This is a genomic window from Lacihabitans sp. CCS-44 (assembly GCF_024343735.1).
GTDB lineage: Bacteria > Bacteroidota > Bacteroidia > Cytophagales > Spirosomataceae > Leadbetterella.
Genome location: NZ_RJUE01000062.1, coordinates 41739 through 64860 on the forward strand (window position 1 = coordinate 41739; position 23122 = coordinate 64860).

The following is a 23122-nucleotide window of genomic DNA, read 5'->3' on the forward strand; positions in this document are numbered from 1 at the left end:
GAGACCAATAAACACATCCACAGAATAAAAAAATAAATAAACAAGGTACTATGTATTGCAATGTATTAGTTTATGCACTATATTTGCATTATCATTTAACAATTCAATAAAAAACTCATGAAAAATCTATTATTGACATTAGCTGGTCTTGCCTTGTTATCTTATGGTGTATTTCATTATGCTAACCGAAACGACATTAATCTAAAAGTATCTGAAAACGAATCTGAATTGAATATTTCAGCTGAATTTCCTGCAGAAAAAACTCCCCAAGTTAAAAACTACCTAAATAAAGAACTTAATCTCGACAATGAATTAGCTTCCAAAAACAACAAAATTGACGGTGATATATCTCTTGAGGATGGTACATTTTTCTATATGAAATTGGCGGAAGGAAGATTAAAAATCGAAATGGAACGTAAAAGAAATAGCCAAAATGCCTACAAGAAGCTCAAAAGGATGTTTGAAGGGCTGAAAGGTGTGTTGACTTCAAATTGAAAAATTCATCTGGCTCAATTTGAAATTTCGAGACCAAAAGGAGAAAAAAACTTTAAGAGATTAGATAACATGGCAAGGTTGTGTCCATCAATAAAATGTATTCTGTTGCTTAGATTTCAGTTTTTCAATGAATTACAACAAAATAAGATTCGATTTCTAGAAAATCAAATTCTCCGCAATCAAAAGCCGCTATCTTTCACAAACTTATCATAATCAGTTACTTCTATAATTTCTTTTATGGCTTTTCTTTTGTCTGTTGCTTTTTCATAATACTTTTTGCAGACTTGATAGCCCAAATAATATCCGACACTTCTAACCGGATAAAGTTTGGTGTTCTTATAAAAATAGTCTCCAATTTTGGACATATCTGTTAAGTTTTTATAATCTTGCCATAGCTTGTCTTCATTTTGTTGGCAATATTCAAACTGCTTGGTGTTAAAAGTCCCTGGCCCGATGGTTGCCTTGAAACCAAAAACCAAATCAGCGATAAATGCTGCTCCTCCTTCTCCTAAAAGCGGGATATACTTTGGGGTTCCTTTAAAAGTTTTGAAAAATTCGCTGTTGCCTTTAAATTGACTCAAATGTACCAGTTCGTGGGCAATGAGTTCGTCAATTCTACTAATATCGAATGATGTGGCTTTCATGTAATCCATTAAACCTCTTGAATGAACAACTTCTGTGGTATCGGCAAAACTATTACATGTAAATAACTCTAAACCAACGTATTGACCGCTTTCAAAAGACTTACCTCCGTCATCCATGATACCTATGCAAATTACGTTTGGTTTAATTTTGGCTTCAGGATAGATTTTCAATAACTTATCGTAGACATTATTTACTTTTTTAGTCATCTTTTTGGACTTAAATATTTCTGACTGCTTTAAAACAGAAGCATAATATTTGGGATAAAGTCGAAGTTTGTTGAGGTATTCACCCTCGATTTTGAAGTTATTTTGTGCTTCTTTCTGTCTGACATACTCCTTAAATGTCTCTGTACCCTTGGCCAAAACTATACTCCTAATCAGGTTTAAAGAATCCTCAGCAGACTTGGCTCTTGGCAATTGAGCGTACATTTCTCCAAAGTTCTCTAAATCTGTCGTGATAAGATTTTGAGCATGGGTAATTCTTGGAAATACTAAAAAGAGAATAAAAGAAATAGTCAGTTTGGTCATTTTGGTAGAAATTTATTATTCTTAAAAAATGATTTATTTGTTGAAAATTTTGAATAATGGCATTTGAAAGTTCTTTTAAAGCTTGGTCTAATCCTCATTAATTTGAGTGTAAACGCTAGCAAGAATGCCATAAGGAGTTATAAAACTCAAATTTAAAGTTTCAGGGTAAGCAAACTTAGGACGAAGTGCCTCAAAATGTATAAAATTTGCAGCACAGTAATTTAACATCTCTATTTTAATTTTATTCATTGTTGAAAATCTTAAGCTTTTTTTATCTGCCTTACTCAAAACACGGTTTGAATTTATCTCCTGCAAAACAGACGAATAATATCTGTACGCAAAAACAAAAAAGTTGTGTAGTGTCGTGTTGTTATTACCATAATTTAGGAAACTCTCCAATGCATTTATGTTTACTCCTGGATTAATTATAAAATCCCAAAAAGTTTCCAAAACTTTTTTGTCCAATGTAAAACTATCAATATTTATCTTGAATTCGTCTGATTCTAATTTGATGAATTCATTTATTTTATCAATTTGTATTTGAGCATTAACATTCAATTGATCTTCCACTTGCTTATGCTGAATTTCTAATTGCTTATTTTGGAGACCAATAGTTTGTACAACAAAAAGTATCCCTAATAAACTTAAGACAGGCCCTATTACCCCACCAAAGAAGTCACCCACATGAGCTGTTGTTTCAGTGTCCATTTCAGTGAATGAGAACGAATGTCCAGAACTGAAAAATGAAATAAGGAATATAATTATTATCGCAAAAATTAGAACTAAGGTAGTTTTTATGAATTTGCTATAGTTCATAATAATATTCGAAGTAAAATTGTCAATAATTTAAAAGTATTAAAGCATTCTCCTGGCCTCACCTATTCCCCTTAGCCCGATTATGCGTTTTGCATAGCATCTGGCAATTTTTAATGTCAGTTGCACCGCCTTTGCTCCAAGCGGTCACATGGTCAGCGTCCATATCTACCTGTTTCCAGATTTTGGTTTTGTTGGCATCGTGACCCATCGAACAGAGTGGACAGTTGGAGGTTTTGGCTTGTTCAGCTTCTTTGGTTTGCGAGGCATAAACATTGCGTTTTACAACCTCATCAAATACCCTGATATCAATTAGTTTGGTATCGGTCATTCCACCTAAAATATACTCAAAAATCCCTCTTCGATTCTTAACATAAGGGTCGCCATAAAGTTTTTTGAGTTCTTCCGAAACTTTCTGCGGATTGTAGGGTTGCTTATGATAAGTTTCGTACAAACGACCCCATTCTATTCCACGCATTTCTGATTCTACGTCTTTAAATACCGCCGATACCCAGTCAATAACCGTATTGAAGTAGGTTTTTAGCTCGGTAATATTTGTATCAAAACGGTGGTTACTCATGTAGTTGTCAATACGGCCTTTACTAACCCAGTCTAAGGCACATTCAAGAAACTCTTGACGATTAGCACTGCCCGAAATATATGCACTCCATTTCTGAATATTGGCATTTTGACTATTGCTAAATTCTTCTTTGCCGAGTGTAACAAATGGCCCAGAATAAATGGCATTGAGCAATTCCTGATTGTTGAGGGGTATGCCAGCAATATTTATGGTCTTAAACCATTCTTTTATTTCAGACTCCTCACCTTCGCACTCATATATGACCAGCTTGGTATTGAGTATTTTAGCTCGTTTATCTTCGGCTATTCCACTGAAATACTGCTCCATACCGTTTTCGTCTTTCACCGCAAAACGTCCCGTGACATATCGACCAAAACTTGTGATACGTTGCTGCCCATCTAATACTTCGAGCTTATCGTCATTTATTTTATTGAAATATATTAAGCCTAGTGGGTAGCCTTTGAGAAGTGATTCTATGACAGCAACATCTCGACGGCCATCAGCGTAGATGTAGTTTCGTTGGTATTCCGGTTGGATGGTCAGTTTGCCACTTAGGCCAAACAAACCCTTGCCTTCCAGCTCGTTGTAAACAAATCCTTCACAAATGTCTTTGATAGTAATGTCGGTGCGTAGAGTTGTTTTCATGTTAACTTTTCTTGTGTTTGATTAAAAGCCTTGCATATGTTGATATCAAGACATTATCTACTTTTATTGCGGCACGACGATTTAAATCTCCATAGTTTGATGCATTTTCCAAAGTGTATAATTTGGTTCTTAGTCCAGAAACATTTTCTCGATCTGTAATTCCCAAAATTTCAAATTGTTCTGGGGAGTACTTATCCAAAAAACTAATTGGAACTCCCATAACACCATCATAATCAGAAGGAATGGCATCAGTAAAAGGAACTTCAATTGCATTATAATTATCGTAAATATCATAAGAATCTTTTCCCTTTAATTCTTTATGTTTACTATATTTCAGATTTTCTTCTACACTCATTAGTGCCAATGCTTTATGACGCTTTCCATGGTCAATATTTGTAAACCAACAAACATTTCTAAATTTAACCAAACCTGTTTCTGCATTATAAACTCCTTCTGCATATTCTTTTGCAAAGGGAGTAGCAAAAAAAGCATTTCCAGCATTAAAACCGTTTCCTAACCACGCTTTGTTATCTTTAATCAAAGGAAAGACTTCTTTATAAGTAATGGCATTCATATTTCCAATAATTACAAACTGTTTACTGGCTTCTATAATCCAAGCTAAAAAATCTCTGAACAATGAAAAAGGTGGATTGGTAATGATTATATCGGCTTCGTCACGAAGTTTCTTAATTTCGGGGCTTTTAAAATCGCCATCACCTTGCAGATAAGTCCATTCAAGGTCATTCACATCTATTTTACCATCGCCCGACTTATCGCCAGTCAGCGTAAATATTTTGCCATTTTTCACGGATTTAACTTCGTCAAACTGCGGTGCGTTTTTCTCAAAAAGCGAAATCTGTGTTCCTTCCTTAAATTTCTTACTTTCTTGGGCGTAGCTTGTGCTAATGAGCTTTTTGAGACCAAGCCTCTCGAAATTTTGGGCAAAGAACTTCGTGAAGTTACTCCATTCCGGGTCGTCGCAAGGCATCAGAATAGTTTTGCCTCGAAAAACATCAGGATTGAAATCCAAATAAGCGTTAATTTCCTTTTCTATGTCTTGGTATTGCGTGTAGAACTCATCGTTCTTTGCATTTTTAGCATTTGTGAGGTTACTGTTGGCCATTTAGGTTTATACGCTTATATTGAAATATGATAATGACAAATATACAATAAAATTTAATTTACCTATACCCATAAAACTCCACCCGCTGAATGGCGAATTGGTTGGTACCAATGTTGATATGGCGGCCTTGGTGGGTTTGATCGCCGTTGAGGTGACGTTTAACAGTCCATTGCTTGTCTATAAAATTGCCCTCATCTACTTTTAATATACCAATATTAAGATCTTTATTTTCGGTTGATTTTGTGGTTATTACTACCCCAGAACCAGCTATATAAAATTCATTTTCAGCCGTTTGGATAATGATTGCACTGGCTAAAGGCCAAGTTTCGGTTCTAGCTCCGGGAGTCCAACTCAGTGTGTAGTCATGTTTGACGATAAACTCGTATTTGCCTAGTCTAACTATGGTCTCTTGATCACTTTTGCTAAGCATAGCTCCTTTTATTTTGCCCAAACCTTGATGACTGGTAATGAGCGGCGTAAGTTCTTTTATCAAACCATACATTTTGCCCAATGGTTCTTCCTCAGGCTTCTGGGTAGACTCTATCGAGAAAGGTGAAAAGCCCAAACCTTCATAATGTCCGATGGTATAAAGTGCTTTGGCTGCCACGGAGTTGTCAAAAACATGTTCTGGAACGAAAAGCACGTCGCCTTGTCGGGTGTAAAGGTCGCACCAATGCTTAAAATCAGGATTATAAAAGTCTGGTGATAAGAAATCTATGGCTTTTCCTGCTGATTTCCAAACGTCCATGAGGTGTGGAAGCGGCCCCGCACTCGGATAATTTCCGGGTTCACGACCAGCTTTATTAAGGGCAGCATTGACAAACATTGGCAAATCATAAATCTTTTTGCCCGCTTCGGTGATTTTATCCGTAAAATCAGCGTAAAAATAGGCCATAAAAATCTCGTCGGTGTGTAGTCCTTTGCCAAATATTTCCTCCCAATTTCCAGTAGTTTTATAGCCATTCTTTTTCCAAATTTCATAAAACTCAGGCACCAATTGGTCTTTGTGATTTTGCATATATTGGAGAAGTTCAGCTGGCACTGGTTGGTAAAAAGCGTCGTTGGCCAAAGTTTGGTAATCTCGTGCTGATGGCAACATCCCGATTTCGTTTTCGACTTGCATCAAGATTACGGTGCGGTCTTTACTGTCAAAATCTTTAATAAACCGCATAAGATTTTCGAAAGCATTTTTATCGGCTTGTAACACATTTTCGCTAAAAGAACTCAGAATTTCCTGGCTACGGCCTGTGTTATCTTTCACCCTTGGGTATTTTCCTTGATTGAGTTTTACCCAAGCCGGTGCGTGACTACTCATACTGTTTTTCCAAGAACCAAACCACAGAAAAACCAATTTCATTTCGTTTTGGCGAGCCTCCAGAATCAAGTCTTGATACAATTTAAAATCAAACTTGCCTTCTTTTGGCTCTATCAATTCCCAATAAACAGGCACCAAAACGGTGCTCAAGTTCATAGTTTTGAGTTTTGACCATACGGTTTTCATGTTTTCGGCAGTGGTGGCAGTGGAATTACCCAATTCTCCTCCTAAAATTATAAATGGCTTGTCATCAACGATTAGCTGGGTAGTCGTGCCTTTTTTTGCCAGCCTAGGCAAACTTTGTTGAGCAAATAAATGGAAATTTAAGCAAAAAAATAAAGTCAAAAAAATGGGCAACAAGCGACTTTTCATCAGGCTGAGGTTGAGTTAAAATGGATTCCAAATATAGGGTATTATTGGAAATTAAAATAATGAAAGTGGTGGTTGGATAATCTAAGCTTGGTAGAAATTTGAAAATGCAAAGTGATAGAAGTCGAAATATTTTTGGCCGAACAGAACTTCATTTAACTAAATCAAAAGTTGGACACTAAGAAATAGAAATTTTGGAATCTAAGGAATGATTACGGAGTTAAAAAAAAAGCCTCGAATGGGAAGAATAAATATTCTTACATTCGAGGCATAAATAGGAAAATTACTTTTAAGACTGTGGCTGCTCCACAGAAAATGGCTGATTATAATAACGTTTTCCAGTAGTCTTAAATAAGGCATTGGCCACAGCCCCAAATACCGGAGGAAACGGTGGTTCACCCAGTCCCGTTGGATCAATTTCATTTTCTACGAAATGAACATCAATTTTTTGAGGAGCTTCGTTGTGGCGAATCATGCGATAATTATGGAAATTATTTTGCTCGGCAGCACCATCTTTGTGGGTTAATGCACCGTAAAAAGACTGTCCAATACCATCCACAACAGCACCTTCCACCATATTTCGGGCAGCGTCGGGATTGATAACCACGCCGCAATCGACTGCACTCGTTACGTGCTCCACATACGGTTCGCCATTTTTAATGACCATATCCACTACATGACCGGCATAAGACGCATGACAGAAATATGCGGCTACACCACGTTTTTTACCCGCATTTTCGGGTTTTCCCCAACCTGATTTTTCTTTCAATAATTCTAAAACACCTATATACCTATCGGCATCGTAATCGTTGTTTTTACCAACAGGATTTGCTTTGGCTCTTTTTAGCAAATCAAGACGCAACTGAATAGGGTCTTTGCCCATGGCTTCGGCCACTTCATCTAAAAACGATTGCTCAGCAGCGGCGTTGAAATTAGAACGTGGAGCCCTAAAAGCTCCTATGGTGATGTTGGAAGGAATCTCCCACGAATCAGCCAAATAGTTGTCTAAAGCACCTGCTGGAAAACGATTGGCATGAATTGGACTCTCGGGTATTCCACCGCCAGTTACATGAAAACCTATTAAATTTTTATTGGCATCTAAAGCGGCACGGTAAGTAGCCGTGTACATCGGGCGATAGATTCCGTAAGTCATATCGTCTTCACGGGTATACACCAATTTTACGGGGGCTTTTACTTTTTGTGAAATGCGGGCTGCCTCATACACATATTGTGCATAAGCTCTTCTGCCAAAACCACCACCCATGCGGGTCATTTGAATTTCAATTTTATCGGCAGGTAAGTTTAAAATTTTGGAAAGAGTAGGTTCCATCCAGCCTGGAGCTTGGATAGGCCCGGCCACCAATGCTTTATCGGCCTGAACATGAGCAAAGAAATTCATCGGCTCCATGGTATTGTGGGCCAAAAACGGAGCATTATAAGTTCTTTCTATAACCTGAGCGGCATTCTTGAAAGCGGCTTCGGGATCACCATCTTTTCGCAATTGTGTAGCTGGCTTTTTGGCAAATTCTGCCATCATTTCAAACTGCTTGCTCGTCGTTTCTAAGCGACCAGGAATAGTCACTTCTCTTTTGCCTCCCCTACCCATCATGGTTTCTTTTACGTCTCCGGCAGGCTCCCATTGAACGCTGAGTTTCTTACGGGCGTTCATCACTTCCCAAGTTGAATTACCCACCACGACCAGCAATTCGTTGAAAGTACGTGTATCAAAACCGCCTTGTTCAAAGCCCTCATCGTAAAGTTTAAAACTGTAAACGTCTTTAATTCCAGGCATTTTCAATGCTTGAGCGGCATTAAAGGATTTCAATTTCATACCAAATGCTGGCGGATGCTGAATCATTGCAATTAGCATTCCATCCACACGGTAGTCTAAACCGAAAAGTGGTTTCCCAGTTACTATTTTTGTACCCTCAGCGTTCTTTTTTGATTTACTTATAATCGTAAAATCCTTTACCGCTTTGGTTTTGGCATCTTTCGGAACAGCAATGGTGGCTGCCTTGCTGGCCATTTGTCCATACTTGGCAGACTTGCCACTTTTATGCGATAAAACACCTGCTTTGGTAGATATTTCTGAAGCTGGAACAGCCCAAGTTTGAGCAGCAGCTTCTATCAGCATTTGTCTTGCTGAAGCCCCAGCAGCTCTTAGTGGTTTCCAGTACATTCTCACAGAGTTACTTCCTCCTGTAAATTGTGCACCAAATTTCACGTTGTCATGGGTTCCCATTTCCACCACTACATTTTTCCAATCGCAGTCCAATTCTTCTGCCACCATCATGGGTAGCGAAGTCATTACATTTTGACCAAATTCGGGATTAGGACAGAATATTTTGATTACATTTTCAGGCGTAATTTTGATGTATCCTGTCAGTTCACTCCAGGTTTCGGCTAGATTCAATTCCGAAAGCTTTTCTGCAGCTTTTGCCTCAGAAAACCAGCTAAAACTAAGCATTAAACCTCCTCCAGTCAGGGCAGACGACTTTAGGAAAGAGCGGCGACTCAGCCCCCCAGCCCCCGATGGGGGAGCTTGTGTGCTGTCATTATTTATATTTTCCATAATAAAAGTTCTTTGTTATTTTTGTTTGCATAATTTCGAATAACCACCAGAGTTCCCCCATCGGGGGTTAGGGGGCTTTAGTTTTTTGCGGCTGTTTTAATGGCTTCTTTGATTCTTAAATAGGTACCACAACGACATATATTACCGCTCATTGCGGCATCGATATCCTCATCCGTGGGGTTTGGATTACTTTTAAGCAAAGCAGCAGCAGACATTATTTGCCCACCCTGACAATAGCCACATTGAGCTACATCATGCTCAAGCCAAGCTTTTTGAACTGGATGAGCAGCGTTTTCAGACAGACCCTCTATGGTAGTTATGGCCATTTTGCCTACAGCCGAAACAGGCATACTACAGGACCGAACCGCATTTCCATCCAAATGCACAGTACAGGCACCACACATGGCCATTCCACAGCCAAACTTAGTTCCGGGCATATTGAGATGATCACGTAATACCCACAAAATTGGAGTAGACGGATCAACATCTACGGCACGGGTTTTTCCATTAATTTTTAGATTATATTTTGCCATTTGAGCTAAAGATTTTTTGCATTATTTAGAACATATAAAGATAGTACTAAAAATACATGGGTGAGTTATATATTTCAAACAAGAACTTACGAAAATCAAACACTTTAAATATTTTCTCCAAATGGCTGGTTATAAAGCCTTTTGCCTGTAGCCTTATAAAGTGCATTTGCCAAAGCTGCATATACAGGTGGATAGGCTGGTTCGCCCATACCAGTTGGATCCTCAGAACTTTCTACAAAATGAATTTCGATTGCTTTGGGAGCTTCGTTATGACGAATCATTCGGTAATTGTGAAAATTATTGGATTCTGGAACACCTTTGGTAAAACTCATTTTGGCAAACATCGAAGCACCTACAGCATCTACAATTCCACCTTCGGCCATGTTTTTGGCAGCGATTGGATTTACCACAATGCCACAATCTATCGCACACCAAACTTTATTTATTTGTGGCGAGCCGTCTTTTATTTCTAAATCTAAAACATGGGCGGCATAAGAATCGTGACAGAAATAGGCTGAGAAACCAAGCTTTTTGCTACCTTTGGTGTTTTCCCAATTAGACTTTTCTTTTACCAATTCCAACACTTTTGCAAACCTATCTGGCTGATAATCATTGTTTTTTCCGACAGGATTTTCTTTGGCTCGTTTTAATAACTCTAAACGAAAAGCGATAGGGTCTTTGCCTGCTGATTCTGCCACTTCGTCAAGAAATGATTGCTCCACTGCAGCCATAAAATTGGAATGTGGAGCTCGGTATGAACCCACCGTAATGTTAGTGTCAATGGTAAAATCTTCTGCTAAATAATTATCAATAGTTCCAGCTGGAAATCGATTGGGCGATAACGGAGACTGCGGCATTCCTCCAGCTTTTACATGAAAACCAATAAGATTATTGTTGGCATCCAATGCCGCACGGTATTTTGCTGAATAAGATGGGCGACAAATTCCTGCCGTCATATCGTCTTCTCTGGTATAAATGAGTTTAACGGGGGCTTTTACTTTTTGTGAAATTAAGGCGGCCTCAATCATCCAATGGGCATACGATCGGCGACCGAAACCTCCGCCTAAACGAGTCATTTTTATGTCAATTTTCTCCAAAGGCATGCTCAAACGAGCGGATAGGGCTTGTTCAGTAAATTCTGGCTTTTGAAGCGGCCCTAAAAGTTCGGCTTTTTCTTCGGTTACATGTGCAAAAAAGTTCATCGGCTCCATGCAATTGTGAACCAAAAAGGGTGCATTGTAAGTGCGTTCAATCACCTTTGCGGCATTTTTAAAAGCAGCTTCTACGTCACCATCTTTTCTTCGAACATTGCCAGGTTTTGCCATCATTTCGGCAAATTTTGCGGTATGGTCGGCTGAATTTTCTAATCCCGATGGTATATTTTGGGTCATTTTCCGACTATTTATATTTCTTTTTTCAGCGAGGGTTTCAGCTTCTTGCCAATCAATTTTCAGGGCTTTTTTGGCTTGCATTACTTCCCAAGTGCTGTTGCCTACCACGGCTACTACTTCATTAAATTGGTTGGTATCAAAAAAAGTTTTTTCGTAATCGTCGTTAAATATTTTTATGGGAAAAACCGCTTTTATGCCCTTCATTTTCAAAGCATTAGCAGCATTTACCGCCTTGAATTTCAAACCCATTGCCGGCGGATGAACAATCATGGCGATTAACATTCCATCTGTTCGGGTGTCGATGCCGAAAAGTGGTTTGCCAGTTACTATTTTCTCTAAATCGACATTTCGTTTGCTCTTTCCGATGATTTTAAAATCTTTGACCTCTTTCAATTTTACGTCTTTCGGAACAGGAATTTGAGCAGCAGCTGTAGCCATTTCGCCATAATTGGCTGATTTTCCAGACTTTTTATGGTATAAAACACCCGATTCGGTGCTAATTTCTTCCAAAGGCACATTCCAAGTTTTGGCTGCGGCCAATCTCAACATTTCACGAGCCGTGGCACCCGCAACACGAAGCGGTTTCCAGCCTTGATGGATTGCTTGGCTACCACCGATAAACTGTCGGGTGAAATGTTTGGTATCTAAATCGGCTTGTTCGATTACAATTTTCGAAAAATCAACATCCAATTCCTCCGCCACAATCATGGGCATGGAGGTTTTTACACCTTGCCCACCTTCAGGATTCGGAGACATGATTTTAATGATGTTATCAGCCGTAATTTTAACAAAGCCGTTTAATTCGTTAAAATCCAAAGGCAAATTCGCAACTACTTTTTTGCCAACAGCCTCATAATTAGACAAGAAACTAATGCCTAGCATAAAGCCACCACCAGATAAGGCTGAGGCTTTTAGGAATGAACGACGGTTTTGGTTGCTCATAAATTATTATTGGTTGAACTTTACTCTTAAACTCAAATTGGTTGAATATTAAACAAATTTTATTTTAACCAGTTTAAGATTTTAGAAAATATATTCCTCAAGTAAATATAAGCCTATTGACAAAAAAATCATTGTTATTTATTAAAATTTTTATCTAGAATATACTTTCAAATTCCTCTTGTCTGTATTTTACTCCTATATTTTACTGCCTTCTCAATTACGTCTAATCTTGCCTTACGTGGGTCAGGTTTCGCTACTATTTTGCCATCCATTTCTATGTCTAGCATATCGTAATTCTGATTGTTATAAACCGGCCATTTTGGTAAACCTTCAGTATTGGGATTACCTGTTTTGGCGAAATTTGCCCAATAGGCACACATCACATTTGCAAGTTCTTTCTCTACAGCAGTTGGTTCACCTTGTTGACCCCAACGAGCATTTAATGTATTGAATGCAAATGAAATATCTGAACCATGACCCGCACCATATGGCGAACGTTGCTGAGCAGCAACTGGTACATATCCAAACTGAAATATATAGGCAGGCGAGCCATTGGCTAAGGTAGCCCTTGCCGCCATTCGAGCTGGTTCTGCCCAAACCCAATCTGAATTAAATTTGGCGATGACTTCCTCAAATTTTTTATCGCCATCTGGGTCATATGCGGCCTTGGCTTCAGCTCCTAAATCACCAAATAAAACAAATAAATCGTCTTTTGACCTAGTGTTATTTACAAATTCTCTTCCGTTCTCAGCACTGCAATTTCCTAAAATCATTGGTATTTTGGGTTGTTTTCCAGTCAAATAAGCAGTTTCTGCGGTTTGTGTAACTAATTTTCCATCAAAAATTGGCCCTGAATAAATTCTTGGTCCATTCTCACCATTGGTTTCACGGCCTCCGTCTATAATACTATCAGCTGGTAAAGCACGCAGTTTTGCCAGAGCCTCTGCGTCGATGCCTTCAATACCTTTGGCAGTAGCAAAGTTTTTACCAATGGTTTCTGCTGATACTTTGTAAAATGTGTCAGCATCTTCTTTATTAATCGGTCTGCCAGTTAGCACGCCATCTCTTCCACCCCCCGAATGACTAATTACCTTATGAAAAAGCCCTTTTGTAGATGGTATAGTCAGCAGTGAATGCACCGAAACACCCCCTGCTGAAAAACCAAAAATAGTAACGTTTTTAGGGTCTCCGCCAAACTCTGAAATATTTTTCTGTACCCATTGCAAGGCAGCGATTTGATCCATGTAGGCGTAATTACCTTTAAATTCATCAGCATGCTCTTTGCTCAAGGCAGGGTGTGCAAAAAATCCCATACGACCTAATCTGTAATTGACATTGACCAATATTACCCCATTTTTGTTTAAGGAATGTCCATAATTTTGAGGACTGGAAGCACTTCCAGCCACAAACCCTCCACCGTATATCCACACCATTACCGGTAGTTTGGAGTTTTTTGTAGCACTTGCTGGTTTCCAAACATTTAGAAATAGACAATCTTCTGACGAGTTTGGGTTCATCTTTGGAGCGTTAGGTCCAAAACCACTTTGAGCACAATCTTTACAAGGTTTGGTGGCATCAAGTTCACCTTCCCAGTTTTTTACAGGTTGCGGTGGTCTCCAACGAAATTCTCCTACTGGTGGAGCAGCAAAAGGAATACCCTTGAACACAGAAGACTCCCCATCATTAAGGCCTCGAACAATACCATTTTGGGTAATAACTTTCGGGTTGTTGGTTTCTGTTTGTGCTTGAGCAGAAAAACTAATTGAAAAAGTAAACAATAATACTAATTTCTTCATTCTTATAATTTTAATAATTCGATATTTTTTATAATTTTAATTTGGGCCTTCACTTTTTCTTGAAATGTCCTTATCAGCAATTATGAAGTGAATTTATGACGATTACACACAAAAAATGATGATTAATTGACTTTTTAGACGAACAGCATTGTAGTTCCACCAACGACCCTCAGTCTAGACCTTTTTCTTTTAACCATTTATTTAAAAGATTTGCAATCTCCATATTATTCAAGTCAGAAAATGGGAAATGTGTATTTCCTTTAATGCCAATCTCGGGTAAATGAATAACTTCTACATCTCCACCATATTTGTTTACAGTATCTCGCCATTTTCTTGCCATTTCCAATCTAGCCCTCCAGCCATCTGCCCCCGGATTTGGGTCTAATTTTTCGGGGATAAAATCTCCATAATAAATGATGATGGGTATTTTAGTCAGTTTCATAAAATCAGTCATGGGAATACCAATAGCTCCAACTGGCCCCGATGAACTTGCGATTGGATCAGGAACTTCTCCAGCTGGAAACAAGAAGCCGCTTCCCGGCTCATAAGAGGCAATAGCTCTAATTTTGTCGTTTTTTACGGCAGTAGCCCAACCAAATCCTCCTGAATGCGAATGGGTTACCAAAACCCCATTTCCAATTTTATCAAAAAGTTTTGAAGTAGCGTTGGTAATAACTTCAGTATCAAAGCCTCCAATATTGGGCACCATTTGACGAAAATACTGATTTAAGGTTTCTTCATCTTTGGCAAACTGAACGCCTGAGAAATAATCAAATCCAATACCGACTCTGAATGTTCCGAACCACATTTGCTCGTCAGGGGTAGGATTAATAGTGGCTGGAACAGTACTTCTACCAGCATTTCCTCGACGAGGTTGGTCAATCAAGTACACGCTGAAATTTCGTTTCAGAAATATATTATTAAAACCCTCCCTTCCGTCTGGTGTTGTCATCCATGTTTTAGAAAATTGCCCGATACCATGCCAAAAAACCAAGGGCAATTTTCTGGCTTTAACAGGAATCTGATACGTAATATAGGCATGGTCGCCATGGAATGTTTGACCTTCTGGAGTTCTCTTTAATGGGTCAAATGTGCCCTCATTTTTTATCACTGAACCTCCAACTGCAAAACTGCCTTGGTCTATCAGAATAAGGGGCTTAACTTTAGTTTTGCTTTGTCCATTTGTATTTAGTGAAACAAGAATGTAGAAAGCCATTAAAAACAAGCTACAAAATGATTGATTCTTAATTTTGAAAGACATATTATTTCTATAATTTAAATTGTTCAATACAACTCATAAAACCCTGTTTATAAATCCTTCCGATAGGAATTTCTTGGGATTTTACTCTCACCGTATCATTACTGTAGGTCAGTATTTTATCTATGGAGATAATGAACGATTTATGAATTCTTACAAACCTGGATTCCGGCAGTTTGGCCTCCATGTAACCTAGCCGTTCGTACACCACCAACATAGATTCGTTTGTGTACACTTTTATATAATCTTTTAGACCTTCGATGTACAAAATATCACTTAGGAAAACCTTTTTTTGCTCTTTGCCGACCTTTAAGAAAATATAAGCTTCTTCTAAAGTTGTACTGATAGGAGTGCTATTCTGTTTGTATTCCTGCAATTGCAGAAACTTAGAAATGGTCTTCATAAAACGCTCCTCACTTATAGGTTTTACGAGATAATCTAAAGCTTCCAAATCGAAAGCATCCGCCGCAAACTCCCTGTAAGCAGTGGTAAAAACTACTTTAGGTTTGATTTCAAGAGATTTTAAAAGTGCTAGACCAGTCATTTGCGGCATTTGAATATCCAGAAAAATGAGATCTACGCAATTGTTTTTCAAAAAATCCAAACCATCAATGGCATTATTAAACGAGCCCAAAACTTCAAAATCCACTACAGACCCCAAGTAGGTCTTTATCAAAGCCCTAGCTGGCAGTTCATCGTCTATTATCAAACATTTGGTCATTTGACAATTGGGATTTTAAGCACTACCAAAAAACTACTTTCCTCTTCAAAAATCTTAAAATCAAAGGCATTGGGATAGATAAGTTCAAGTCTTCTTTTGACGTTTTCAAGTCCCAACCCTCCATTTTGCATTTTTGCGTGCGTTTGATTTCTTTCCAGATTATTTTCTATTTTAAAAACAACCTCTTTTTTGTTGGCGGTGATGTCTATACGTACCCAAGCCGTATGAATGGCATTTTGTACCCCATGTTTAAAGCAATTTTCGACAAGCGGCAGCAATAGCATAGGTGGAATATTCACATGTTCTATGCTATCAAAAACATTCAAGGAAAAATCTAATTTATCTCCAATTCTAATTTTTTGCAAGCCCACATAGTTTTTAAGATAATCCAATTCTTGTTGCAATGGTACCAAATCTCTTTTCGAATCATATAGGCTGTACTCTATAAAATTTGACAGTTTCATTATCTGTTGGGCAGTTTCAGGGCTTGTTTTAAATGCTCCCGAATAGATATTGTTTAGCATATTGAATATAAAATGAGGCTGAACTTGCGACTTGAGTAATTCCAGTTCGGCAGCGATTTTTTCTTTACTCAATTCTTGCAATAATTGCTGCTGCCGATACCAACTTTTCATGAAAACAAATAAACCATATAGCGAAACCATCAAGTATAGATTCACAAATTCAATAAGTAATTTGGGTAGAAAAATATATGGGTCCTTTATTACTCGGGGATAATAGTTGGGATATAAATAAAAGTAGCTCACAGTACGAATAAGCATTACGAATACGATGGCTACCAGAATTTGACTTACCCAAAAAGCTGTTTTTTGGGTTTTGAAATTGAATTTACCAACTATAAAATGGACACTTAATAAAGAAACTACTATATAAACCGGCACTATGAGGCAGGACCGCACGAAATAAAATAAATATTGGTCTATTAGAGCTCCTCTTCCCAGCCATTCGTAAAGGAAATAGAGTGTCCAAAAAATGATACTGAAACCGAGTGTATTTAATCTTTCTTTCAAAATTGTATTTCTTAATATTAATATTCAGCCGTACCATACAAAGGTATCCAATCCATTTCTCGAAAATACTTCAGAAAACTTTTATTAGACGAACTGTATTCATTTCCCCACGAACTGCATATTTTCTTCAAAATCAAACTATTTGAAGCATTCATAAAACCTGGTTTGCTTAACTACAAAGGTCATTGATTTTAGTTAGCATTTTGGTATAAAAATTACTGCTTATCCTACCATTTTTACTGAATAACAAAATAATTTAACCGACTTTAATTTCCTTAAAAATTTACTTAATCTTCCAAATTATTGGACTGAAATGAATTGCAGTACTCTATTATTTAATTCTTGAACCTAGGAATTACAGAATCTTCAAAAAACGACTATTAAATAATCTACAATACCAAAGGAAATAATTCACTGCTGACAGAAAAGAGCAATCGGAGTAGTCGTTGGTGGGGAAATTCTGCATTTGGTCTAAAATACCTAACACTGAACCATATTTGTAGAATCCCAAGAATATATTTACAAACATTAAAAAAATAGTGACTTTAAAAAATTCAAAAAAATCAATCTTATGAAACCAATTGTAATGAAAATCAGCCATTTGCTTGTGTTGGCTTTGTTTATTATCACACTTTTTAGTTTATCAGCACAATCCCAAACCTCATCGCAATCAATAGCAAGCGGACGACGATTGTATAATACAAATTGTGCAAATTGCCATGGAAATGCAGCTCAGGGAGCTGTAAAAGCAGGTTTTGATATTTCGATAATTACCGAACGTGGCGGAAAACAACCGCCTAATCTTACTGATTCAACTTGGGATCATGGATCTAAAGACTCAGAAATTTTTACCACAATCAAAGAAGGGATTACAGCGAATATGATGCCTTCATACAAGGGAATTCTCAAAGATAACGAAATCAGAAATGTGATTTCTTATGTCCGTTCTCTCGCATCTTCGACACCTCCAAGCAATAATACCCCTGATAAAGTAAACTCGGAAGTTCCTGCAAATAATCAACGCAAGCTTGAATTGGTAGATTATCTCGAATTACCTATAACTGGTGATATGTCGGGCGATAGAGTTTCTGGGGTTTTGGCACGTGGGAGTATTATGCTTGAAGTGCCAGCAGGTAATCGCTTTTTTCTTAATGACCTAACAGGTGCACTTTATATTTTAAATAAGCAAACTAAACAACTCACCCCTTATCTAAATTTTGATGGGTCAGGGACCAAAACGGGATTGTTCCCTAAGTTCACGGCGGCAATGGGCTATGCTGCGGGTTTTGTCAACTTCGTATTTGACCCTGAATATTCAAAAAATGGCGTTTTCTATACATTGCACATGGAAAATATTGCCACTGCTGATGAAATCATAAGCCCAAAAACAGGTGTGGTAGCTGGACTAAATTTAACAGGCTACACCACTACTCCGGCAATAGGAAAACCAACTGTAGCTGGCGATACTCGGTTTGCTCGTGAATTTATTATCATAGAATGGAAAGATACCCAGATTAATAACACAACATTTGAGGGTACAGCACGTGAGGTATTCCGACTTCAAGTTCCGGGTCTATTTCACCCACTTAACGAAATGACGTTCAATCCAAACGCAAAACCGGGCGACCCTGATTGGCGAGTAATGTACCTTGGTGTTGGCGATGCAGGTACGGGTGAACGACCTGGACCAAGGCGGTTATATGCTCAAAGGTTAGACACCTACCAAGGTAAGATTCTCCGCATTATACCTATGTTGAGTGAGCAAGTAGGAAGAAGTACTATTAGTGAAACTGGTCAATATAGGATTCCCAACGACAATCCGTTTTTATCTGTTGAGGGAGCAAAAAAGGAAATCTGGGCATACGGTCTTCGTAACCCTCATCGTTTAACGTGGTATAAAAACCCCTTAAAACCAAAAGAAAGTGTATTGCTCGCTTTCAATATAGGTCTTGTAAGTTGGGAAACTGTAATGATTATTAAAAAAGGAGCCAATTACGGATATCCGCTTCGTGAGGGTGCTCAGAGTATGTCGGAGAGCAATATTATGGGTTCGCTACCAGCAGATGACCTTATTCCCGTGATGGTTACAGATTCGATCACCAAAGGCAAAATGAAACCTGATTATGCAGTTATAGCATATCCTCATGCAGCAGGAGGTGGCGATGCCATTGCAAACGGTTTCGTATATCAAGGAAAAAATATTCCATCATTAAAAGGAACATTTGTATTTGCCGATGTAACCACAGGCCGAATCTGGTATTCTTACTTAAAAGACATTTTGGCAGCTGATGATGGCAACCCACTCACCATGGCACCTATTCATGAATTAAACACAAATCTTCGTCCAATGGTTGAAGAAACCTATAAAAAGCGAGGCGGAAGAGCCGAAGGCTTACCGGGAAGAGGAGCTGTTGCTGGTGCCGGTCGTATCGACTTACGCTTGGCTGAAGACAAAGATGGTGAATTGTATGCAATCACAAAAGGAGATGGCATGATACGTAAATTCATAAGTGTTAAGTAGTTACAGTTTTTACGGAAAAGCATTTAATACTTCCTAACAATCCGCAGCGAATTAATCCAATAGGATGTTAATTTCGCTGCGGTTTTTTATGTAATTTAATTTATAAAAACCTGGAATTCTGATATTTAAGTAAAAGCAAAAAGTTTAACTATTTCTTAATCTGATGTGTATCTCTTACGCTGCTAAATGAAAGTGCGAGCATTTTCCAGTCTTTCTTTTGTTTTTGATAAACCTCAATAACCGTAAATTCCACTTTGGCATCGTTACCTCTCACTACCGATTCCATTGTGATTCGATTTCAAACGATGGCGGTTTTGCCGTGCATTTCTATGGCTGTGTCATGAATGGTAGCTTTTTTGTACCAAATACTGCCTGTTTTTATAATTTCTAATTCCTCAGCTTTTTTCCAGGTGCCGCTCATGTGAAGAAACTTAGATTTGTCGTCAAAGCGTTTGTCCAATTTCTCAATGAGCCATCCATTGCCATTTGTCTTTAGAAAGTTGAAGAACGGTTGTTTCGTCTTTTGATTGAGCAAATGAAATAGTAGTACCTAAAAGAAAGAATGTGATAATTAATTGTTTTGTTCTCAATGTTTACTGTTTAAATCGATATAAGATTTTGAAAAATAGTTAACTCTATTTGTTAAATAGTACTTTTAATCGTACAATTTAAAATACTATTGTTATTATGATAGCTGCAAATGAATTGAAAGTTAGAGGTTTGAAAGCCATAGATGAGCAAATGAAAGAATTTGACGAAGTGGGCATTACTGTTCGTGGTAAGTTAAAATATGTTGTAGTAAAAGTTGAAAAATTTGACGAATGGCGTGAATATGAACTCAATAACGCCTTGGAACAAGCAAAAAAAGACATAAAAGACGGGCGATATGTAATTGAAACTGCCGAACAACATATAAATAGACTTTGGAATGATTAAAATTCTTACCACAAAAACCTACGAAAAGCAACTTCAGAAATTTAAAAAACAGCATCCCGATTTAAAAAATCAATATGCAAAAACGATAGAATTACTTGAACAAAACCCATATCATCCGTCACTTCGTCTTCATAAATTACAGGGAAATTTACAAGAATATTATTCGGTAAGACTCAACATGAAATATCGAATACTGCTGGATTTTATCATTCAAGACGACCAAATAATATTACTTAATATCGGTAGCTACGATAATTTATACAGGTAAATTACTTCTTAATCTGATGTGTATCTCTCACGCTACTAAAAGATAATGCGAGCATTTTCCAATCTTTCTTCTGCTTTTGATAAACTTCCGTAACCGTAAATTCTACTTTGGCGTCGTTACCTCTTACTACCGATTCTAAGGTGATACGATTCCAAACAATAACTGTATTGCCCGAAACTTCAACCGCCGAATCGTGAATGGTAGCTTTTTTGTACCAAATGCTGCCTGTTTTTATAATTTCTAATTCCTCAGCTTTTTTCCAAGTACCGCTCATGTGAAGAAACTTAGATTTGTCGTCAAAGAGTTTGTCCAATTTCTCAATTTCTTTATCAGCCATCCATTGCCATTTGTCTTTGGAAAGTTGAAGGACTTCTTGCTCTGTTTTTGACTGAGAAAATGAAAATTGAAAAGCTGCTAATGCGATAGCAAAAGTTAAAAATACTGATTTCATTTTTTATTCTGTTTTTGTTAAAAAAATATTTAATCCTCTTGCCCCTATTTGAAAACTAAGTAAAAATGCTCATTTCAAGAATAGTTTCTGAGTGCAATTATTGGTTTTTGTTTTGTAAATTTAAATAGTCTCAAATTGGAATCCATAAGAATATTATCTTTTTAGACCAACGGCTTTTGTTAACCACAAACAACATTGCTCTTGAATTTTAGCATTGGTTTTTAATCTAATTTTATTTTTTCGAGCCAATCGTAAATCATCTGTTTCACTTCTTTTCCTCTTTCCGATTCGAGTGTCAAATGAGTCCCCTCGGGTTCTTTTCCACCAAAAACAGTAAAGGCTTCTTTTACTGTTGCCTTGGGGCATATTTCTTTGATTTTTTCAATGGTACTACCCAAGCCATAACCTCCATTGGTATTGAAAGGCACCAAGGTTTTACCTTCAAAATTGTATTGGTGCAAAAATGATTGCATCGGAGGCGGCAGGCTCATTGCCCAAGTCGGAAAACCAATGAAAATGAAATCATATTGACTCCAGTTTTCGATTCTGGTTTTTAAAGGAGGAAGAAAACCAGTTCTGAGTTCATTACTTACTTGCTCCACAGTAGCTCTGTAGTTTTCCGGATACGCTTTCTCTAACTCTAAAGCAACGATTTTACCTCCTACTTTTTGATGAATCATTTCGGCCACCACTTTTGTGCAATTGGTTCGGGATAAATATACGATGAGTATATTTTTTCCTTTGCCATTTTCTCCAGCTGTTTGTGGCTGAGCTTGAGAGCAGCAAGTTTGTAGAAATAAGAACAATACAGCGATACTCCGATTCAGTTTCATGGTTGCTTTTAAAATATTCAGTTGGGTCCCATAAGCTTTGAAAATGAGAGAGAGCCCATTTTCCATTCATTACCTACCTTTACATAAACTTCAGTAACCATGAAAGGATTTACCACTTCATTGGTACCAACTACTGCTGTTAGTGTAATTCTGTTGAGTAAAATGACTGTATTTTCGATAATTATGGGTGTGAAAACTTCATGAACATCAGCTTTTTTGTAATGTATAAAGCCTGATTTTATGATTTCTAGCTCACGTTCTTTACCCCAAGAACCGCCCATGTGTACAAACATTGACTGATTATCGAATAGTTTGGCCAATTTATCGACGTCTTTATCAGCCATCCATTGCCATTTGTTTTTCGAAAGTGTTTTGATTTCTTCTGCTGTATTCTGGGCAAATGTGTTCATAGAAAATAGAATAATTGTAATGATTCCTAAAATTGATTTTTTCATGTTTTTTTTATTTTAAAAGATATTTTATAATTTTCTCTCCCCCAACCATTTCACCATGTTAGGATCTCGATGATCGAAGAAAGCACTTGTTTTGGTATCTAAAGTTTTGATGGTTTCCATTTCTTCATTACTCAGTTCAAAATCGAAAATGTTGAAGTTTTCCTCCATGCGTTCTTTTCTGACTGACTTCGGAATGGCCACCACGCCTCTTTGTGTGAGCCAACGTAATACCACCTGAGCAATACTTTTATTGTGTTTTTTGCCAATATTGCCTAGCAATTCATTTGAGAATAAATCATTTTTACCTTCTGCAAAAGGCCCCCATGACTCAATCTGCACATGGTTTTGTTCCAAAAATACCTGAGCTTCCATTTGTTGATGGAATGGGTGCGTTTCGATTTGATTTATTGCCGGAACTATTTCATTGTGAACTATTAAATCAATGAGTCTGTCCGGGTGAAAATTACTTACGCCAATTGCCCTGATTTTTCCTTCTTTGTAAAGATCTTCCATAGCCCGCCACGTGCCATACACATCACCGAAGGGTTGGTGCATGAGGTACAAGTCAAGATAATCTAACTGAAGTTTTTTTATAGAATCTTCGAAAGCTTTTTTTGTACCTTCATAGCCATTGCTTTGTATCCATACTTTGGTGGTAATGAATAAATCTTCCCTATCAACCCCAGAGTTTTTTATGGCTTTTCCCACCGCTTCTTCATTGAAATAGCTTGCCGCCGTATCAATCAATCTATAGCCAACACCAATTGCATCTATCACGCTTCTTTCACACTCTGCCAAATCAGGTACCTGGAAAACTCCAAAACCCAGGATGGGCATTTCTACACCGTTGTTTAATTTTATTTTTTGCATATTTTTAATTCGATATGAAATGGAACACGGAT

The 23122-nt window shown here is 37.7% G+C and carries 23 protein-coding genes; 4 read left to right on the top strand and 19 right to left on the bottom strand.

The features are described 5' to 3' along the window. The first annotated feature begins 117 nt into the window (after positions 1–117). Positions 118–495 (top strand): hypothetical protein, encoded by a 378-nt coding sequence (locus EGI26_RS18435; protein WP_255080541.1) that lies wholly within the window; start codon positions 118–120, stop codon positions 493–495. 179 nt (positions 496–674) lie between these two features. Here EGI26_RS18435 and EGI26_RS18440 read toward each other — a convergent pair whose 3' ends face one another. The 12 genes from EGI26_RS18440 to EGI26_RS18495 all read right to left on the bottom strand — a co-directional run bounded on the left by EGI26_RS18440 (position 675) and on the right by EGI26_RS18495 (position 16756). Further along, positions 675–1667 (bottom strand): DUF2268 domain-containing putative Zn-dependent protease, encoded by a 993-nt coding sequence (locus EGI26_RS18440; RefSeq protein ID WP_255080542.1) that lies wholly within the window; start codon positions 1665–1667, stop codon positions 675–677. Between the two features lie 87 nt (positions 1668–1754). Then, positions 1755–2375 carry a hypothetical protein gene (locus tag EGI26_RS18445; RefSeq protein ID WP_255080543.1) on the bottom strand — a complete coding sequence of 207 codons (621 nt, stop codon included), beginning with the start codon at positions 2373–2375 and terminating at the stop codon, positions 1755–1757. 166 nt (positions 2376–2541) lie between these two features. Beyond that, positions 2542–3705, bottom strand: a complete 1164-nt coding sequence (locus EGI26_RS18450) for a DUF262 domain-containing protein (protein WP_255080544.1) — start codon at positions 3703–3705, stop codon at positions 2542–2544. A 1-nt stretch (position 3706) separates the two neighbouring features. Further along, positions 3707–4828: an adenine-specific methyltransferase EcoRI family protein gene (locus EGI26_RS18455; RefSeq protein WP_255080545.1), complete on the bottom strand. Its 1122-nt coding sequence runs from the start codon at positions 4826–4828 to the stop codon at positions 3707–3709. Positions 4829–4886: 58 nt separating this feature from the next. After that, positions 4887–6440 carry a DUF5597 domain-containing protein gene (locus EGI26_RS18460; RefSeq protein ID WP_255080546.1) on the bottom strand — a complete coding sequence of 518 codons (1554 nt, stop codon included), beginning with the start codon at positions 6438–6440 and terminating at the stop codon, positions 4887–4889. Between the two features lie 361 nt (positions 6441–6801). After that, on the bottom strand, positions 6802–8979 hold the full coding sequence (locus EGI26_RS18465) for a xanthine dehydrogenase family protein molybdopterin-binding subunit (protein ID WP_255080627.1): 2178 nt from the start codon (positions 8977–8979) through the stop codon (positions 6802–6804). A gap of 182 nt (positions 8980–9161) precedes the next feature. Continuing rightward, entirely contained in the window at positions 9162–9617 is a 456-nt protein-coding gene (locus EGI26_RS18470; RefSeq protein ID WP_255080547.1) for a (2Fe-2S)-binding protein, read from the bottom strand. Positions 9618–9721: 104 nt separating this feature from the next. Then, complete coding sequence (locus tag EGI26_RS18475; protein WP_255080548.1) at positions 9722–11950, bottom strand: molybdopterin cofactor-binding domain-containing protein; 2229 nt, start codon at positions 11948–11950, stop codon at positions 9722–9724. Positions 11951–12117: 167 nt separating this feature from the next. Beyond that, on the bottom strand, positions 12118–13746 hold the full coding sequence (locus EGI26_RS18480; protein WP_255080549.1) for a carboxylesterase/lipase family protein: 1629 nt from the start codon (positions 13744–13746) through the stop codon (positions 12118–12120). A gap of 169 nt (positions 13747–13915) precedes the next feature. Then, a complete protein-coding gene (locus EGI26_RS18485) occupies positions 13916–15007 on the bottom strand; it encodes an alpha/beta fold hydrolase (RefSeq protein ID WP_255080550.1) in 1092 nt (363 codons plus the stop codon). 7 nt (positions 15008–15014) lie between these two features. Then, positions 15015–15725, bottom strand: coding sequence for a LytTR family DNA-binding domain-containing protein (locus EGI26_RS18490; protein ID WP_255080551.1), 711 nt, complete (start codon positions 15723–15725; stop codon positions 15015–15017). Then, on the bottom strand, positions 15722–16756 hold the full coding sequence (locus EGI26_RS18495) for a sensor histidine kinase (protein ID WP_255080552.1): 1035 nt from the start codon (positions 16754–16756) through the stop codon (positions 15722–15724). Before EGI26_RS18495 ends, EGI26_RS18490 begins: the two co-directional genes overlap by 4 nt. 571 nt (positions 16757–17327) lie before the next feature. On the opposite strand from EGI26_RS18495, the gene EGI26_RS18500 reads away from it, so the two are divergent. After that, positions 17328–19277, top strand: coding sequence for a PQQ-dependent sugar dehydrogenase (locus tag EGI26_RS18500; RefSeq protein WP_255080553.1), 1950 nt, complete (start codon positions 17328–17330; stop codon positions 19275–19277). Between the two features lie 148 nt (positions 19278–19425). Here EGI26_RS18500 and EGI26_RS21265 read toward each other — a convergent pair whose 3' ends face one another. From EGI26_RS21265 to EGI26_RS21275, 3 genes are read right to left on the bottom strand one after another with little or no spacing between them, the layout of a single operon-like run. Further along, entirely contained in the window at positions 19426–19563 is a 138-nt protein-coding gene (locus EGI26_RS21265) for a hypothetical protein (protein ID WP_310587972.1), read from the bottom strand. 12 nt (positions 19564–19575) lie between these two features. Continuing rightward, on the bottom strand, positions 19576–19737 hold the full coding sequence (locus EGI26_RS21270; protein WP_310587973.1) for a hypothetical protein: 162 nt from the start codon (positions 19735–19737) through the stop codon (positions 19576–19578). A gap of 4 nt (positions 19738–19741) precedes the next feature. Beyond that, positions 19742–19867 (bottom strand): hypothetical protein, encoded by a 126-nt coding sequence (locus EGI26_RS21275; protein ID WP_310587974.1) that lies wholly within the window; start codon positions 19865–19867, stop codon positions 19742–19744. Between the two features lie 97 nt (positions 19868–19964). Between EGI26_RS21275 and EGI26_RS18510 the strand changes: the two genes are divergently transcribed. Both EGI26_RS18510 and EGI26_RS18515 read left to right on the top strand, forming a co-directional pair. Further along, a complete protein-coding gene (locus tag EGI26_RS18510) occupies positions 19965–20213 on the top strand; it encodes a hypothetical protein (protein ID WP_255080554.1) in 249 nt (82 codons plus the stop codon). Then, the gene (locus EGI26_RS18515; protein WP_255080555.1) at positions 20206–20481 is read left to right on the top strand and encodes a type II toxin-antitoxin system mRNA interferase toxin, RelE/StbE family; all 276 of its coding nucleotides are present in this window, start codon (positions 20206–20208) and stop codon (positions 20479–20481) included. Before EGI26_RS18510 ends, EGI26_RS18515 begins: the two co-directional genes overlap by 8 nt. Position 20482: 1 nt before the next feature. On the opposite strand, the gene EGI26_RS18520 is transcribed toward EGI26_RS18515, so the two are convergent. The 4 genes from EGI26_RS18520 to EGI26_RS18535 form a co-directional block, all read right to left on the bottom strand. Next, positions 20483–20932: a nuclear transport factor 2 family protein gene (locus EGI26_RS18520; RefSeq protein WP_255080556.1), complete on the bottom strand. Its 450-nt coding sequence runs from the start codon at positions 20930–20932 to the stop codon at positions 20483–20485. A 221-nt stretch (positions 20933–21153) separates the two neighbouring features. Beyond that, a complete protein-coding gene (locus EGI26_RS18525) occupies positions 21154–21765 on the bottom strand; it encodes a flavodoxin (RefSeq protein ID WP_255080557.1) in 612 nt (203 codons plus the stop codon). A gap of 17 nt (positions 21766–21782) precedes the next feature. Beyond that, entirely contained in the window at positions 21783–22220 is a 438-nt protein-coding gene (locus tag EGI26_RS18530) for a nuclear transport factor 2 family protein (RefSeq protein WP_255080558.1), read from the bottom strand. 24 nt (positions 22221–22244) lie between these two features. Beyond that, positions 22245–23090: an aldo/keto reductase gene (locus EGI26_RS18535; protein WP_255080559.1), complete on the bottom strand. Its 846-nt coding sequence runs from the start codon at positions 23088–23090 to the stop codon at positions 22245–22247. Positions 23091–23122: the final 32 nt, after the last annotated feature.